The following is a 13,981-nucleotide window of genomic DNA, read 5'->3' as shown; positions in this document are numbered from 1 at the left end:
TTTTAAAGAATTACACCCATCAAACCAATGCCCTGGTTCCTGTACGTGGGTGACTTGTTTAGTCTGGTGGACGTTAGGGCATTCACTGTTAGTGAGGCTGTTGAGGCTGGTTTGAAATTGGCTGGAGGTATTCTCGGTGGTGCTGATAGGTACTGCGTCTATGAGGGTAGCAATGAACTTGTCATCGAGTTTTGGCATAATGGTGAGTCGATTAAACTTATTCACTCGGATAAGCCGAGTGAAGCAATCATGCGTTACTACGATGCTGAGAGGGTTGGCTTGGTTAAGTGTGTTGAGTATTAGGCGGTGGGGTGGGTTTCGCAGGGTTATGTATTTTACCACGGCGAAGCCTACACATCAATGGATAAGAAATGCATAATCATCGGTGTAGGCATTAACATCACACCAGCTAGGCTAGCGCTTATTAATGCTGACGTTAATGATGGTGATTATGTTATTCTAGTTGGTGTTAGTGGTGATGCGCTTAATGCATTAGCCGAGTTCACTAGGCAAGTCTACCAGGACTTGAACATTGATGTTAAGCCGATTACCATCGACACTCAGGTTAGCCTAGTTGACGCTGTTTCAATGCTTAGGAGCATGATTGAGGGTAATGCACCTTGCGATGAACAGGTGAAAAAGTATGTCCACATGCGGCAGGCTGCGTATGACTTAGCGCATATGGCTAGGAATGGTATGGTCAGCGCTGTCCATTCAATTCCAGTTGGTAATACAGTTGGTAATACTTCCCCCAGGTGTCACAAGGTTTTTAAATTATGAAAAAGCGGGGCCCTGAGGTGATGAGGAAGGGGGAGCTGGGGTCAGCCTGAGGGGTGATGAGCTAGTCCTTGGGCTGACCCCATATCCCCTACGGACACCCACTGTATACCTCTAAGGTGTCTTTAGTATATCTTTAGTATACCCGGTTTTTAGGTTTTTCGGTTTCTGGGCCTACTGGTCACTGGTAGGTACAGTGCACTGGAGGCTCATCACGGATAATTCCCAGCTACAAAACCTAAGGTAATTGGGTTCCCAGATTGCGAACACCCATGCTCACATTGAAGGGTGCCTGGGCGGGGCGTGGGTTCCATTGATTCTCACATTGTATTTATCCAAGGTGCTTACCCTTCAATTCTCCTTTGAGATCACCCCCACGCCCCTAATACGACCATGTCATCAACCCAGGCACCCAGTACCCTCACTCCAGTGCGAGTTTTAAAGCATTGCATTCAATATGCTTAAAAGAGGCTTGATTGAACTACTCCATTAATGGGGAGGAGGTGCATTGTAATTGGGGCTGGCTTGAACATTACCCCAGCCAGGTTGGCTCTAATCAACAGTGAGGTTAATGATGGTGATTTGGTAATCCTCACTGGGCTTAGTAGTGACGCCTTAGGCGCATTAGCCGAGTTCACAAGCCAAGTCTACCAGGACTTGGGCATTAAGGTTGAGCAGTTCGTCCTGAACCCAAGGGCCAGTTTGGTTGATACTGTGGCTGGCTTGAGGAGCTTCATCGAGGACTACGCACCATGCGGCCTCGTTATCGGTATTGCTGGTGACAGGTGGGTTACCACTGTCTTGGGCTTCCTGGCCATGACGCTGGCTACTGTTGGCGGCTTCACTGGCATTAATGTTGATAGGGTCTTCACCATGCCTGATAAGGGTGAGCCAATTGACTGGCCTATTGCACCGAGGCTCATTAACCTGAGCCAAACAGAGTACCGTGTGTTGAGGCTCATTTGCGATGGGCATGCGTTGGCTAGGGAGGTTGCTAAGGCTTATGAGGGCGCCTTCAGGGAGTCAATATCCATTCAAGCCGTTGAGAGGGTGCTAGCCAAGCTTAGGGCTAGGGGGCTTGTTACTGCTAAGCCATCTGGCAAGGCGTACTTGTATGATGCCACTTCAATTAGTAGGCTACTCGCCTGCAGGATGCCAGTCATTAGGGGTGGCTAGGGCTCGTCATCCCCCCAAGCAAGCTCCTCATCCTCAGGAGGCCTACTCTCGGCTATGGAAAGGTTTATAAGGCATGAGCATGATTCATGTGTAATGAGGATGAGGCTAATATACAATGGGCTTGAACTCACAAGCTCTGCAGGAGTACCATTGAGCCACATTGCAGTCGCCAATGGGCTACCTGACCCTGAGGAGGCCAGCTTCACTGAGGTTGTTGAGGCGCTTGGGAGGCTCGGGTATAATACTATTAGTTATAGTTAGTATAGTAATAGTGAAGCCTGGGAGGGTTAGGAGGAGGGTTAGTGCCCTGAGGCAAGCCTAATAAGACCCCACCTGACAGCAAGGCCCCTAGGCCCAGCGAACCTCTTGTCGAGAAGCCAAACTGTGACAGTATCATTCAATCCTCTAATACCCCTTCCAATTGCCTGAAGAGTCCTTATCCTACCAATCTCATTCATTAATGCTGACTCACCAAGCCCACTTGCCTTAGCCATGTCCTTGAAGACGGCATCCTCCTTATTCGGAAATGGCACGCCAGCGATTATAATATTCTTAATGAGGCTCTTATCCCCATCCTTAACCTCAATACCCTCCGTGAACCTACCACCAGCAACAGCATTCACGACAACCTTGTGCCCATTCTTAACAGCCTTTATGGCACTATCAACAATAGTGCTGAGTTCCTTTGTATCACCCTCATTGAATACCACAACATTGTTAATATTAAGGTGGGATAGTACACTATTCATGAACTTGTAGCTTGGGTACACGACTAGGACTACACCTGGCTCCGCATTGTTTACAATCTCACTAATGCGTTTCCCATACCTCTCATACATTTCCCTACTCCTCATATTAAACAAGCTTGTTAGACTTGCATCAATCCTAATCTTATACACACCAAGCCTTGGGCGCCTTTCAACGGTAGCATCAACCTTGAAGCCGTAGACGTGCTCAATATACTTTTTGCTTGGGAGTGTGCCACTCATGAGGAGGAACCTAGTATTGCGCTTGTTTAAGGTGTTGAGGATGTCCTTGTACACCTCCTTAGCCAGCAGTGGCCTGAGCATAATGCCCACAGTCCTCTTCTCACGATAAACGTAGACACCCCAACCAGTACTGGGCTTATCAATATACTGTAGTATCTTATCAATAGCCACGGCGGTCTTCACAATCTTACTATAAATCTTACGTACTTCAATATCATCACTAATCATTATGATAATCCTCCGAAGCCTATCACGGGTAGTATCATCAATCTTCCCCATAAGGAGCCCCTCTATGTCCCTAACTAGGTTCACAATAGGCTTAAGGGCATTATAGGCATTATTGAGGATTCCCTTAATCAACACTGGGTCTTTAACATGAACTGTCGAGCCAACATCAAGCCCATTAGCCCAATCATTCAAGATAATGCTAAGGTCATCGGCAATGGCCTTGAGGGCATTAACAATGTTATCTAAGTCAAGATTGAGTGGTTCACAATCCACCTCACTACAGAGTTTGATAATAGCCTCTGCCGTGCTCGCAAGCCTACCTGGGCTAACACGAGTACTCACAAGGTCTGTGAGTCCATCTAGGTTGTGAACCTCATCAATAATGACAAGCATGCTCTCAGAGTCCTCAATCTTATCCAATATTACATCGGCGATTTGAGGTATGAGGAGGTAGGGGTAGGGGCCAACAATGAGCCTAGCATACTTCACGGCTTGTAATGTGAGTGGGTAGACACAGTATGCCTCAGGTGGTTTTAACCCCATCGCCCTAGAGTACGATACCCTAATGTTAGGTACAGTTGGGTCAATAATACCCATTACATTCAAAGCTTCATGAACCAAAAAATCACCATGAATCAAAAAATCGCCAAACTCAACATCATCACTCTTACCCGCATTGTACCAACACTCACTACACTGCATGACAGGCTCCCCATCCTCATCAATGTACACCTCTGGGCAAAAACGAGCCTTACCATGAAGGGTCGCAATACTACCCCTAGCCACACCACTCTTCACAAGCATCAACCACTCCTTCCAAGGCGCCCTCTCCTCATTAATAGTCCTAGTGAGGAAGATGATTTTATCAACACCAAGACCAAGGGCATACAATAATGCTGTAAGCGTCTTCCCACTACCAGTGGGCATGCTCAAGGCGAAAACCCTCCCACCCCGATACAACAACTCCCCAAGAACCTCCGACTGCCACGGGTACAGGTTTAGCCCACCAAGCTTGGACATCACAATGGGCGTGGTGCATTAACTAATTAGCTGAACCAAGACTGTGGAATTATGAGGCAGGTTGGGAGGAAGCAGGTGAAGCACAGTGACTTCAGTGAGGAGTATGCTGGCAGGGCAATAAGTATAAGCCTGGCTGATGGTAAGGCAATAAGTGGGGTGCTTGTCGAGTCTAGGCGTTACTGGGTTAAGTTGAGGACTAGCAATGGTGTGGTTTACATTAACAAGGCATTCATGGTGAGCGTGGTACCCAATGCACAGTAACGCCTTCGATGAATGGTAACCGTAGGGCTTGTTCAAAGTACTGCCTTTGGCTCGCCTTCAAACTCCTAATTAGAGAATGAATGAGAGGTTGGTTAATGGGGATTACAAGCCTACTCAACCTCCCATACGGCATTGGGATTACCATAGCTGGCATTGAACTGGCTTGGGGCTTAATCAAGTACTACCTAGCCCCAACCCCAGGGCAGAGGAGGGAGGCTGTTGAGGAGTTCTACGGCATTGTAATTGGCGCAATCCTCACTGCAGTTGTGGCATACTACATGAGTATTGGCCCAAGTATTGGTGTGAAAATTGCTGGGGCAATGGGTGTTAATGCCACTCAGATACAGTTGAGTGATATCCCAAATGTAATGTATAATGATTTTAACCTCGTGATGGGGCAGTACATTGCTAACCTAGTATTCGCCTTCGCCTTCAGCGCCGCTGGGGCAATCATAGGAGCCACTGAGGTGCTCAAGCCAATTGGCGCACTCCTCGGTAGTTTATCAAGCTTCTTGAACGCAATAATGGCACCCTACAATCGTGCCTTAGTCGCCACAATGATGAATACCATAGCCCTAGCCGCACTTGGACAAGTCATGAGTGTAATGTATAATTACGGTATTGGGAGCCTCTCAGTGGCATTACTACTCCCATCAAGGACTAGGCGTATTGGGGCTTGGCTAGCATCATTCATCCTAGTCTTCAGTATCCTACTACCAATGGTGGCTGGGTACCAAGATACCCTAGTCTTAAACTATGGGAATGAATTGACAGCGTGGTTGAATGCAATTGAACAACAATGCGCCAACAATCCATTGGCAAAGACGCTCCTAAGCCTGCTTGCTACAAGTGGCATTACGTGGCTCCAGAGCAGTGTAGCCCTCATGCTAGTGTGCGGTGCGGCAAGCCCACTGGGGTTAATTAAGACAGCCGCCAGCCTCGTGAGCACTGGCACCTTCAACCTGCTCGAAGGCGACATTATCATTGATATTGCCATGGGTATTGGGTTCGCCATAACAGCATGGCTAGCTGACTTAATTGAAGCTGGGGCTAGGGCGCTATTCGAGGTAAGGCACCTGTGATTGGCAATGAACTACGCTAGCATACTCTGGGGTTCCGTGCTGACTGGGGTAGGCTTCTTTGCCATTTACATTGCCTACCTTGTAATCGTGAAGGGTAGGCTTAGGGGCATTAACATTAACCGTGAATTATACAGTGCCGTGGGTGCCTTCACGGCATTCATAATAATGATGAGTATTATTACCCCACTCCTAGGGCACCTGCCAAGCCTAACCCAACCACCACCTGGTGGTTTGGTTTTCAAACAGTATGATATTGTCACGGCGGTACTAGGCATAGTGAAGATGGTAGCAGCCATAATCCTCTTCCCAGTCGAGGAGTTCGATACATACTATTCACTATCAAACATTATCGATGGCATTGTAGGCTTCATTGGTGGGTTAGCATACCTCACTGCAATGGTGATAGCCCTATACAAGGCACTCCTAGCACTATTTCCATTTGCCCCACTCTTCATAAGCCTAGCCCTAGCAAGGCCAAACAAGCCTGGGAGTATTGTACTCATGGGTATTGGGTTGATGGCACTAGTGGCAACACCGTTAATTGGATGGGTAGCCTCACTATTCTATAAGATTACAATGGGTGTGGTAGCAGTACTAACCCCACCATGCCTGGACATTAAGATACTCGGTGTAGCCTACTACGGGCCTTCCCCAGCATTGGTTACGACTAGTCAGGGAGTCTTCATGACTAATGGGACAAGGTACATTCCAATTTGGGGGTGCGAGGGGGTTTATGTTACCCAGGTTGCCTGGGACTGGCTAGTACTAAACTCCTATTACATATTACCACCAGGCTTCAGCATCATCCCACTCTACGGTGGAATCCTCATGATAAATGCACAATTACCATTCCCAGCAACGGCAATTGAGAATTCGAGTGGGGTCTATGGGGCATGGTTTCCATTGAGGGTACTCAGGTATTGGCGCAATGGGACTGGCTACATGATTAACGATACGGTCTTCTACATTAGGAATGAGAGCGTTTTATTCTGGGCATGGGCTGATGGCGTGGGTGGGAATTGCAGTCTCAAGATTAATGAGACTGGCATGGTTAAGACGACACTCGTGAGCGGGCCAATGGTACTCCCAATGTTCGCACCATTGACAGGCTCATACCCACCAGGCTACTATTACGGCTATAGGCAGATGCTCATTAACGCCACTGCCTTCAACGAGTCCTGCATTATAATCTTTGAACCAGGCTCAAGGTGGAGTGGCTACACGGTACTACCAGCCACTGGGCCTGTGGAGTGGGCACTGGCAGGGCCACTCAACCTCGTTATTGGGCTTAATAGCCAGTGGAATAATGTTGAGACTGCCTTCACGACTGTTGGAGTCCTAACAGCGGCAGTCACATTGCTCGGCATCCTACTCCTACCATACCTTGCCATTGGTACAGCATACCTAGGAGCCATCATTGTCGAGTTCATTAGCCCACTTTGGGGTGTCATAAGCCAATTACTCCCATTCTAACCCAGTAACCCAAGGCTCCTGAGTAGGTTCAAGGCATCCTTAATATCATTATCACTAACCCAGGGCTTGAGGAACCTAACATGGTCAATGGCACCATTCAAGTCATCCCTGTAGTCAGGGGCATCAAGTAGGCTCCTAATCATTGAGGCAACCTCAAGGACATCAGTTGGATACTGGTTAAGCCTTTCAACAGTACTCCTAATACTACGGCATTCCCCAGCCTCAAGGCAAAGTACAGCAAGCCGAGCCAGTTCATCATCACCAAGGTGCGCCAATAGTTCAATAGTATTAGCCAACTCACTTGAATAAGGCCCATGGTAGTAGAGGTCGAATTCAAAGCCAATATCATACCCAAGCCTCTTGAGGAAGTATGCAGTCTTTTGTACCCTAACCCTAGCGTCAATGCCATCATCCCCGTCACTCAGCAGCGTACCCGCTCTGATGCCTAGCGTGTTGATTATGAATGCTACTACGGCAATGTTCACGAATGTGGTTAGGGTTGGGTGTTAATTAGGGGTAATAGTGAGTGGGGGGTTTCGGGGGACTTCTCCTTAGGCTTATTCTTCCTCCTCATTAGTACTGCCATCAAGAAGAACACTGGTGATATGAACATTCCTCCAGGCACAACGAGTAGTACTAGCCCAATGATTGTTGGCACCAACCAATGCCTACCCTCCCCTTTAGAGTTTTGGGTTTGGGACTGGCTTGCAGGCATTCGAGGATTAGTGAGGGGGTTTGGGTAATAAGCCTTACTCAACCATTGGCGCCTGTACAATATACGCCATTGTCTCAACAGATGCCTTACCCTCAAGCTCTGATTCAACCACCATTGGCTTGTCATAGCCTAATACAACATTGACATGACCCCTCTTAACCTCCTCAAGGAATTCTGTAACATACTTCAGATTGTACCCAACCTCGAAGATATCATCAACACTGTACTCCCCAGGTACAAGCTTGGTATCAAGCATCATCGTCGCCCCCTCATTATTAGCATCAATCATAAACCCATTATTCAACATCTTGAAGCGAGCCTCAGCCCTTGCCACCACTGAAAACGGCTTAAACCAGCTCAGTAGTGTTGAGGCATCAACACTCTTCATAACAGCCTTCGGGTGCCACTCCTTCAATTGCTCAACCAATCCACTCATAATACTCTCAGGCTTCTCAACAATAGTACCATCAACACTAGTATCACCATTCATCGAGTGCACTTGAATCCTTGCGCCATTGAAGATAACCCTAACAAGCATCCTACTCCACGGGAGGCTCTTCAGCAACCTTTTAACACCATCATTACTAATCATTATACTGTAACCCAACTTATTGAACAGCCCCACTGTATCAACAGCGGCCAATACAGTGTGGTCATTACTTAATGCCTCAAGCCTTACCAAGTTCGCATCATACTTAGACCCTATGGGCATTATTGTTACATCCGCATCCACTATTGACAGTATCTTAAGTATCTTCTTGAGTTCCCATGCCTCCATTATGGTTTGGAAAGTTTGGGTGGTTTGGGTTGGGACTTCGGGCATAGCATTATTACAGGCTAGTAAACTACTAATTAGATTAATAGGAGAGTAGGCTCCTCATGAGGGCTTGGGTGAAGAGGATTATAATCCCAATCATAATCGGCTTCACGATAATTGGCATAATCCTCCTAGCAAGCCTCATCTTCATACAATCCCAAATACCAAGAATAACCATGAAGGAAGCCAATAATACGATAATCATTAGTGTTGGGAACAGTACAATGACAGTAACCCTACAGGCTAATCAAACCGTGCCAGTGAACGACACGTGAAGGCAATCCTAACCCTTACAATCACGGCAATACTGGCAGTGGGGGCTATTGTGGATGGCATAGTCAAGTGGCCGTCCTCAATAATAATCCTCCTAACCCTCTACACTGGCTTCATCACCATGGCTAGGCTAATTAACAATAAGACAACCAACCCCCATGCGGGTTGCAATACTACTGGCAATAATACTCACAATAACAGTAATAATGGCACCAATGGCATTAACAATGGGTGATAAGCCTCGTCCTTTAGGGCTGGGTTAGGTTTTTAAATGAGTGCTTTCTCCTGTGGATGTTGCGTAGGGCTGTTGCTGTCGAGCTTGAGGCCACTAAGGAGCTTAATAAGTTGCTCTACTCCGTTGAGGCTATGTATCTTAGTATTGTTCGTGAGGTTGTTGCTTATGCCGTTGAGCACAATGTTACAAACCCAACTCAACTCCATAGGTTGTTCTACAGTAAGTATAGGCGGGAGTACCCAAGCCTTAACTCACAGTTGGTTATCCAAGCAATTAGGCAGTCATCCGAAATCGCCAAGTCATTCATTGAAAAGAAGAGGAGGGGCTTGGCGAGCAAGCCCTATCCTGAGGTTAAGGCTGTGTCCATTAGATTCGTTGAAACAACCTGGAATTATGAACAGTTCGCTAGCTCCATAGCCCCAGTTAGGATTGTGATTTCACCCATTAGTACTGGTAAGAGGGGTAGGGGAGGTAGGAGATTTGAAGCTTGGCTTAGGCTTCATAAGAGGTTTTGGCAATACTGGTGGAGGGTATTGAATGGGGAAGCCGAGTTAGCTGGGACACTGATTGTTAAGCGTAGGGCTAACAAGTGGTATGCGGTCTTCATCTTCGAGGTCAAGCCTAGGGAGGCTAAGCCACAATCCGTGGTTTCATTCGATATTAATGAGAACACTGTGGCTGTGGGTAGGGTTAATTTACCATCCACAGTAGATAGGGTGGCTGGTTGGAATAGGCAATACATGGTTCCAGAACTATACACGATTAAGACTGATTTCGGTAGGTTGGCTAGGAGGTATGGGAGGATTAGGGATACAATTACCGAGAGGCTCAAGCCACTGTACACCCTACCAAACGGTAATCACGTGAACATAGCGGACACTAGGGAGTATAGGAAGCGTGTTAAGCACCTAAGGGAGAAGAATAGGAAGATTGGTAGGGTTAGGCATGTGGCTAATGAATTAATAAAAACACCAGGAATCATAATCACCGAGGAGCTTGGCGAAAACCCACAGGAATCAATGATTAATGGAATTGGGAGGGATGAGTTGAGGCATCGCATAAAGCAGACACCATTCAAGAGCATTGAGAAGGCTGTTGAGGATAAGGCATTGGAGAGGGGTTCAAGGGTATTCCACGTATCGGCATACAGGAACAGTAGAGTGTGTCCAATTCATTTTACGAGGCTTGAGGGTACTAGTGATTGGCATACATTGCAATGCCCACTTGGGCACCTCGTGGATAGGGATCATGCCTCAGTCATGAACATGGCTTGGAAGCTAACACCAGAAGCGTGGGCAAAGGGAGTTTGGTGGGATTTGAAGAGTGAGGAGATGAATTGGAAAGCACGTGAAGGTGATTCCAACCCAATTATACCATACCCCATCGTGCAGTATCTACACGCCGCACTCAAGGAATTCAAGGCCAGCTTTGAGCAAAGCCCCGCAATGCTGGCCCGGGGCACTCCCATGAACCCAGCCAGAGAAGCCAATGAAGACTGGGCAAGGAAACCTCCCACGCCCCACAAGGCGGGGAGGAGGCCAGGCATGGGACTCAGTATCGGCTAATTGTAGTGTTATTGTCTCGTGGCCTGTTCCCTCAACATATACAATGTGCCCAAGGCCTCCTGGCTTTGAGGGTTAGGGGTTTTGGGGCTTGAGGATGGCAGTTAGTTCAAGGTAATTACCCCTAGTCTTGGCTAAGCTGACCTTGGTTGAACCGGGGTTCAAGTCGCTTGAGGCAAGGTAGTACCATTCACCATCCTTAATGAGCGCTACACCATAGTCAAGGGTAATAATGGTGAATACTAAAGGCTTGGCGCCAATTGCCAAGCCACCACCTGCGATTTTGAATAACTCAAGGGCAGTACCAAGCCTCTTAACAAACTCATCACTCTTAACCTCAACCCAAGGCGCCTCACGCCACTCATAATTAACACCAAGTAGCTTGAAGAATGACCTCACCAACTCCTCTCCATCATCCGTTATAGCAAGCCCAACCAAGTTTTGAAAACCCCTACCCTTGGGCATACAATAAGCACATGCACTGATTAAATTAGGCTAACCCTTCACAGGCTCAAGCCTCACGAAGACCCTCCTTGGGCGTGGTGGGTAGATGAGGATGCCTGGGGTGTACTCACCCCCAAAAACCCTCGGATTATTAGCCTGGCTAAGCCAACGAAGGTTATCCTCACCAAGCAGGAAGACCCTCCCAACAGACTCAGCATAGGGTGCAGGCCCCTGGAGTAGGAGGCTGAAGCCGAAGTTCTGCAGTGTAGCAGGCTTCACATCACCAAGGCTCTGTGTAATAACCCAAATCCCGAAGCCCATTTTACGAACACCCCTAACAACCAACTCTAGTATTGGGGATTCAATAATCAGGTAAGCCTCATCGAAGGCTAGAATATTCTCAACCCTCTCCGTGAATGGTTTGCTCAACCCCTCGTGGTAAGCCCTGGCTAATAGCACCTGCATTAGTAGGCTAACGTACTCCCTGTGAACCATAACATCCCTAAGGGTAATGATAACTGGATTAGGCGCATTCATGAGTTGGCTTAGCCTCACTGGGTACTTGGGGGCTAAGTCAAGGGCAGTGTACCAGACACGCCTAGCTTCACCATTCCTCGCAAGCCAATCCAGGGACTCATGCAACCCAAGGTACTCACCTTTCCCGTATAGCCTAACCAAGTCATTGAAGACAAGCCTGGCTAATTCGGCATCAGCGTAAGCATGCCTAACGGCTTGGCTAACCAAGTCAGCCCAAGCAATTGGGCTAGTCACAGGCTCAAGCCAGTCAATGAACGCATCCCTAACATTAATCACAATTGGCTCAAGCGCCTTCAAGTAGCCAGGGTACTCACCCTGAGGGTCGATGATTAGAACCCTAACCCCATACTTCGTTACCGCACGCATCATAAGGCTAACAGTACTCCAAGATTTACCTGAGCCAGTTGGGCCCACAATCAAGGCGTGTGGGCTTGGGGCAGTGTTCAAGCCAATCTTCACCTCACTACCATACTCATCACGACCAACATCAATGACAACCTCATCCGACTGGGCAATCATACTCCCACCATAGAACACTGGCACAGCCGTAACATCCATGCTTAAACCATTCAACTCAGGCTCCATAAGCCAGTGAACAGCCCCAAAACCAACCCTCATCCCAGGAGCCTCAATGTCACCGAGGATTGCGAACCTAATGGGCACTTCCCCAGCTAGGACACGCTTATGAGTAACCTGGAGTGCATCAATCCTAGGAGCATACGTGCCCCTTCCAGTCAGCTGATACCTATCAATGGCACGGGCTAGTTCACTCGCATAATTCTCCCTACCCATTAGGCTACCCGTAATTGTTAGGGCGAAGTCCCTCCTGGCATTACGCTCAGCGTAAGCCAAGAGTTGGCTTGGTTCTAGGCTCATGTGCCTTGCGTCACTGTGGGTTACACCAGTCTTGAATGGTGTGTACCTTGCTATGCTTAACCCAGCCCCAGCCTTGAGTAGTGCTATTACCAGTAGTATGCCTGTTACTACCCCAACCCAGAGCCAGTGCAGTGGCATACCGTAGAATATTATTGAGGCGATTAGGGTGATTATGAGTAGTGTCATGAAGCCACGGCTTCTGGTTAGGCTCATTGGGTTGCCCAAGAGCCTGACTGCCTCTTGAGGTGTTGCTGGCTCAAGTAGGAAGTACCTGTTTAGAATATTGGCGACATCTGAACTACTCCCAATGTAGAGGGTGCCCCCAATCTTAATGAAGCTGACCATAGTACTATCGAGGGGTAGGGTTGCGATTAAACCGTTCAAAGCCTTGATGGCATCCTCCCTATGCACCTCAATACTAAGCCTCGGGTAAGCCTTGTAGAACCTCCAATCCATGTTCCCAACCCTCACAATTGCCTGACTACCCCTTGCAGTTACTGTGACTTCAGGCATTAGCCTAGCCCCATAAACAAGCTTGAGGAGTTCAATGATGGATTGTGGGGCTAGTATCCCAATAATGCCTCCTAGAATGGCGATTGGCTTGACCTGTGGTACAAGCCCGATTATGAGTGGGGCTAGGAGTAGGATAATGAGCCTGTACCTCATGGCCTCCTACCCCTCAACAGGCTAGTGAGCCTCTCAAGGAGACTTGGGCTTGGGCCTGGCTGTACAATAGGCCCGAACTCACTTGCCTCATTAAGGGTGAACCTACCCTCAACCAATGGCTTAGTATTAATACTCAACTCACCATTATAAACAATACATGGGATATCACCAACATCCTCAGGCTTATCAACAACAGTACAACCATCCTTGAGAGCATGGGCAATGTAGGCTAGTGCAACCTCGTATTGAACACCAGCATTAACAGCCTCCTTGAGGACTCTGGCAACCTCACTTGGGGCAACAATGAGGAGCACCTGCCTTGCAATGTTCATGCAGAACTCCCTATTATCCCTAATACAGTACTTTGTAGCCTCCCTAACGAGCCTATCAATTCCTGGAATCCTCTTACCCCTAACTGGGGTTGGCTTGAGGGCATTCAGCCTAATGACTGGTGTTGGGCTCGTAAGCTTCTCAACCTCCTCACTGGTGAAGGGTAGTGGTGGGGATTGGCTCATGAGGTTAATCGGGCCAGTGGTGTAATTAGTACTCTTAGGGCATTGTAATACCACTCAAGGCTTGTTAATGGGCTAATACCGTGGAGTAAATTAACAATGATTATTGTGAGGAATACCCCAACACCCAGTTCAATTGCAATTAACAACCCAGGGTGCCTAAGCCAAGCATAGGCTGGCGCACAGGCTATACTGGCTAGTAGTACTATTACTGCCCCAATGCCTGGCTTCAATGGCTCACTAGCCCCGATTACAACAACAGTTAGCCCAATGCCTAGGGCAACAGTGAAGGCTATGATTGGGGTTTTTGGTACTTGGCTCATTAATAATCCTGGCCC

At 47.9% G+C, this 13,981-nt stretch carries 18 protein-coding genes; 10 read left to right on the top strand and 8 right to left on the bottom strand.

Annotated elements, in window-relative coordinates; all coding sequences use genetic code 11:
• The first annotated feature begins 27 nt into the window (after nt 1-27).
• From AAX04_RS05520 to AAX04_RS11885, 4 genes are all read left to right on the top strand, one after another.
• Nucleotides 28-303: a hypothetical protein gene (locus AAX04_RS05520; RefSeq protein ID WP_066795256.1), complete on the top strand. Its 276-nt coding sequence runs from the start codon at nt 28-30 to the stop codon at nt 301-303.
• Between the two features lie 57 nt (nt 304-360).
• A complete protein-coding gene (locus tag AAX04_RS05515; protein ID WP_066795253.1) occupies nt 361-780 on the top strand; it encodes a hypothetical protein in 420 nt (139 codons plus the stop codon).
• 489 nt (nt 781-1,269) lie between these two features.
• Nucleotides 1,270-1,953: a hypothetical protein gene (locus tag AAX04_RS05510; RefSeq protein WP_066795250.1), complete on the top strand. Its 684-nt coding sequence runs from the start codon at nt 1,270-1,272 to the stop codon at nt 1,951-1,953.
• 93 nt (nt 1,954-2,046) lie between these two features.
• Complete coding sequence (locus tag AAX04_RS11885) at nt 2,047-2,214, top strand: hypothetical protein (RefSeq protein WP_156519717.1); 168 nt, start codon at nt 2,047-2,049, stop codon at nt 2,212-2,214.
• A gap of 38 nt (nt 2,215-2,252) precedes the next feature.
• Here AAX04_RS11885 and AAX04_RS05505 read toward each other — a convergent pair whose 3' ends face one another.
• Nucleotides 2,253-4,190: a helicase C-terminal domain-containing protein gene (locus tag AAX04_RS05505; RefSeq protein ID WP_066795247.1), complete on the bottom strand. Its 1,938-nt coding sequence runs from the start codon at nt 4,188-4,190 to the stop codon at nt 2,253-2,255.
• A gap of 51 nt (nt 4,191-4,241) precedes the next feature.
• On the opposite strand from AAX04_RS05505, the gene AAX04_RS05500 reads away from it, so the two are divergent.
• The 3 genes from AAX04_RS05500 (at nt 4,242) to AAX04_RS05490 (ending at nt 7,006) form a co-directional block, all read left to right on the top strand.
• A complete protein-coding gene (locus AAX04_RS05500; protein ID WP_066795244.1) occupies nt 4,242-4,451 on the top strand; it encodes a hypothetical protein in 210 nt (69 codons plus the stop codon).
• A 95-nt stretch (nt 4,452-4,546) separates the two neighbouring features.
• Nucleotides 4,547-5,533: a hypothetical protein gene (locus tag AAX04_RS05495; protein WP_066795234.1), complete on the top strand. Its 987-nt coding sequence runs from the start codon at nt 4,547-4,549 to the stop codon at nt 5,531-5,533.
• A 6-nt stretch (nt 5,534-5,539) separates the two neighbouring features.
• A complete protein-coding gene (locus AAX04_RS05490; protein WP_066795231.1) occupies nt 5,540-7,006 on the top strand; it encodes a hypothetical protein in 1,467 nt (488 codons plus the stop codon).
• Here the strand turns inward: AAX04_RS05490 and AAX04_RS05485 are convergent.
• From AAX04_RS05485 to AAX04_RS05475, 3 genes are read right to left on the bottom strand one after another with little or no spacing between them, the layout of a single operon-like run.
• On the bottom strand, nt 7,003-7,491 hold the full coding sequence (locus AAX04_RS05485) for a hypothetical protein (RefSeq protein WP_066795229.1): 489 nt from the start codon (nt 7,489-7,491) through the stop codon (nt 7,003-7,005). The genes AAX04_RS05490 and AAX04_RS05485 overlap by 4 nt on opposite strands.
• Before the next feature lie 8 nt (nt 7,492-7,499).
• Nucleotides 7,500-7,721, bottom strand: a complete 222-nt coding sequence (locus AAX04_RS05480) for a hypothetical protein (RefSeq protein WP_066795226.1) — start codon at nt 7,719-7,721, stop codon at nt 7,500-7,502.
• Nucleotides 7,722-7,755: 34 nt separating this feature from the next.
• Entirely contained in the window at nt 7,756-8,544 is a 789-nt protein-coding gene (locus AAX04_RS05475; protein ID WP_066795223.1) for a hypothetical protein, read from the bottom strand.
• Between the two features lie 56 nt (nt 8,545-8,600).
• Here AAX04_RS05475 and AAX04_RS05470 point away from each other — a divergent pair, with 56 nt between their 5' ends.
• The 3 genes from AAX04_RS05470 to AAX04_RS05460 are packed head-to-tail and all read left to right on the top strand — an operon-like array spanning nt 8,601 to nt 10,611.
• Complete coding sequence (locus AAX04_RS05470; RefSeq protein ID WP_066795220.1) at nt 8,601-8,813, top strand: hypothetical protein; 213 nt, start codon at nt 8,601-8,603, stop codon at nt 8,811-8,813.
• Nucleotides 8,810-9,046, top strand: a complete 237-nt coding sequence (locus tag AAX04_RS05465; RefSeq protein ID WP_066795217.1) for a hypothetical protein — start codon at nt 8,810-8,812, stop codon at nt 9,044-9,046. The genes AAX04_RS05470 and AAX04_RS05465 overlap by 4 nt, the downstream gene beginning before the upstream one ends.
• A gap of 59 nt (nt 9,047-9,105) precedes the next feature.
• On the top strand, nt 9,106-10,611 hold the full coding sequence (locus AAX04_RS05460) for a zinc ribbon domain-containing protein (protein WP_162270112.1): 1,506 nt from the start codon (nt 9,106-9,108) through the stop codon (nt 10,609-10,611).
• Nucleotides 10,612-10,683: 72 nt separating this feature from the next.
• Here the strand turns inward: AAX04_RS05460 and AAX04_RS05455 are convergent, their stop codons facing one another.
• From AAX04_RS05455 to AAX04_RS05440, 4 genes are read right to left on the bottom strand one after another with little or no spacing between them, the layout of a single operon-like run.
• On the bottom strand, nt 10,684-11,073 hold the full coding sequence (locus AAX04_RS05455) for a hypothetical protein (RefSeq protein WP_066795208.1): 390 nt from the start codon (nt 11,071-11,073) through the stop codon (nt 10,684-10,686).
• A 30-nt stretch (nt 11,074-11,103) separates the two neighbouring features.
• Nucleotides 11,104-13,131 (bottom strand): helicase HerA domain-containing protein, encoded by a 2,028-nt coding sequence (locus tag AAX04_RS05450; protein ID WP_066795205.1) that lies wholly within the window; start codon nt 13,129-13,131, stop codon nt 11,104-11,106.
• The gene (locus AAX04_RS05445; RefSeq protein ID WP_066795202.1) at nt 13,128-13,646 is read right to left on the bottom strand and encodes a hypothetical protein; all 519 of its coding nucleotides are present in this window, start codon (nt 13,644-13,646) and stop codon (nt 13,128-13,130) included. The genes AAX04_RS05450 and AAX04_RS05445 overlap by 4 nt, the downstream gene beginning before the upstream one ends.
• Nucleotides 13,643-13,966: a hypothetical protein gene (locus AAX04_RS05440; protein WP_066795194.1), complete on the bottom strand. Its 324-nt coding sequence runs from the start codon at nt 13,964-13,966 to the stop codon at nt 13,643-13,645. The genes AAX04_RS05445 and AAX04_RS05440 overlap by 4 nt, the downstream gene beginning before the upstream one ends.
• Between the last annotated feature and the right edge of the window lie 15 nt (nt 13,967-13,981).

The sequence above is a fragment of the Caldivirga sp. MU80 genome, assembly GCF_001663375.1.
Lineage (GTDB): Archaea > Thermoproteota > Thermoprotei > Thermoproteales > Thermocladiaceae > Caldivirga.
Note: the sequence above shows the minus strand (reverse complement) of the source record. Positions and strands in the feature narration are given on the sequence as shown.

Coding starts and splice junctions, on each gene's coding strand:
- AAX04_RS11885 (WP_156519717.1), top strand. CDS start 2,047: ATGAGGATGAGGCTAATATACAATGGGCTTGAACTCACAAGCTCTGCA.
- AAX04_RS05480 (WP_066795226.1), bottom strand. CDS start 7,721: ATGCCTGCAAGCCAGTCCCAAACCCAAAACTCTAAAGGGGAGGGTAGG.
- AAX04_RS05440 (WP_066795194.1), bottom strand. CDS start 13,966: ATGAGCCAAGTACCAAAAACCCCAATCATAGCCTTCACTGTTGCCCTA.
- AAX04_RS05445 (WP_066795202.1), bottom strand. CDS start 13,646: ATGAGCCAATCCCCACCACTACCCTTCACCAGTGAGGAGGTTGAGAAG.
- AAX04_RS05495 (WP_066795234.1), top strand. CDS start 4,547: ATGGGGATTACAAGCCTACTCAACCTCCCATACGGCATTGGGATTACC.
- AAX04_RS05510 (WP_066795250.1), top strand. CDS start 1,270: ATGGGGAGGAGGTGCATTGTAATTGGGGCTGGCTTGAACATTACCCCA.
- AAX04_RS05455 (WP_066795208.1), bottom strand. CDS start 11,073: ATGCCCAAGGGTAGGGGTTTTCAAAACTTGGTTGGGCTTGCTATAACG.
- AAX04_RS05470 (WP_066795220.1), top strand. CDS start 8,601: ATGAGGGCTTGGGTGAAGAGGATTATAATCCCAATCATAATCGGCTTC.
- AAX04_RS05475 (WP_066795223.1), bottom strand. CDS start 8,544: ATGCCCGAAGTCCCAACCCAAACCACCCAAACTTTCCAAACCATAATG.
- AAX04_RS05515 (WP_066795253.1), top strand. CDS start 361: ATGGATAAGAAATGCATAATCATCGGTGTAGGCATTAACATCACACCA.
- AAX04_RS05520 (WP_066795256.1), top strand. CDS start 28: ATGCCCTGGTTCCTGTACGTGGGTGACTTGTTTAGTCTGGTGGACGTT.
- AAX04_RS05450 (WP_066795205.1), bottom strand. CDS start 13,131: ATGAGGTACAGGCTCATTATCCTACTCCTAGCCCCACTCATAATCGGG.
- AAX04_RS05500 (WP_066795244.1), top strand. CDS start 4,242: ATGAGGCAGGTTGGGAGGAAGCAGGTGAAGCACAGTGACTTCAGTGAG.
- AAX04_RS05490 (WP_066795231.1), top strand. CDS start 5,540: ATGAACTACGCTAGCATACTCTGGGGTTCCGTGCTGACTGGGGTAGGC.
- AAX04_RS05505 (WP_066795247.1), bottom strand. CDS start 4,190: ATGTCCAAGCTTGGTGGGCTAAACCTGTACCCGTGGCAGTCGGAGGTT.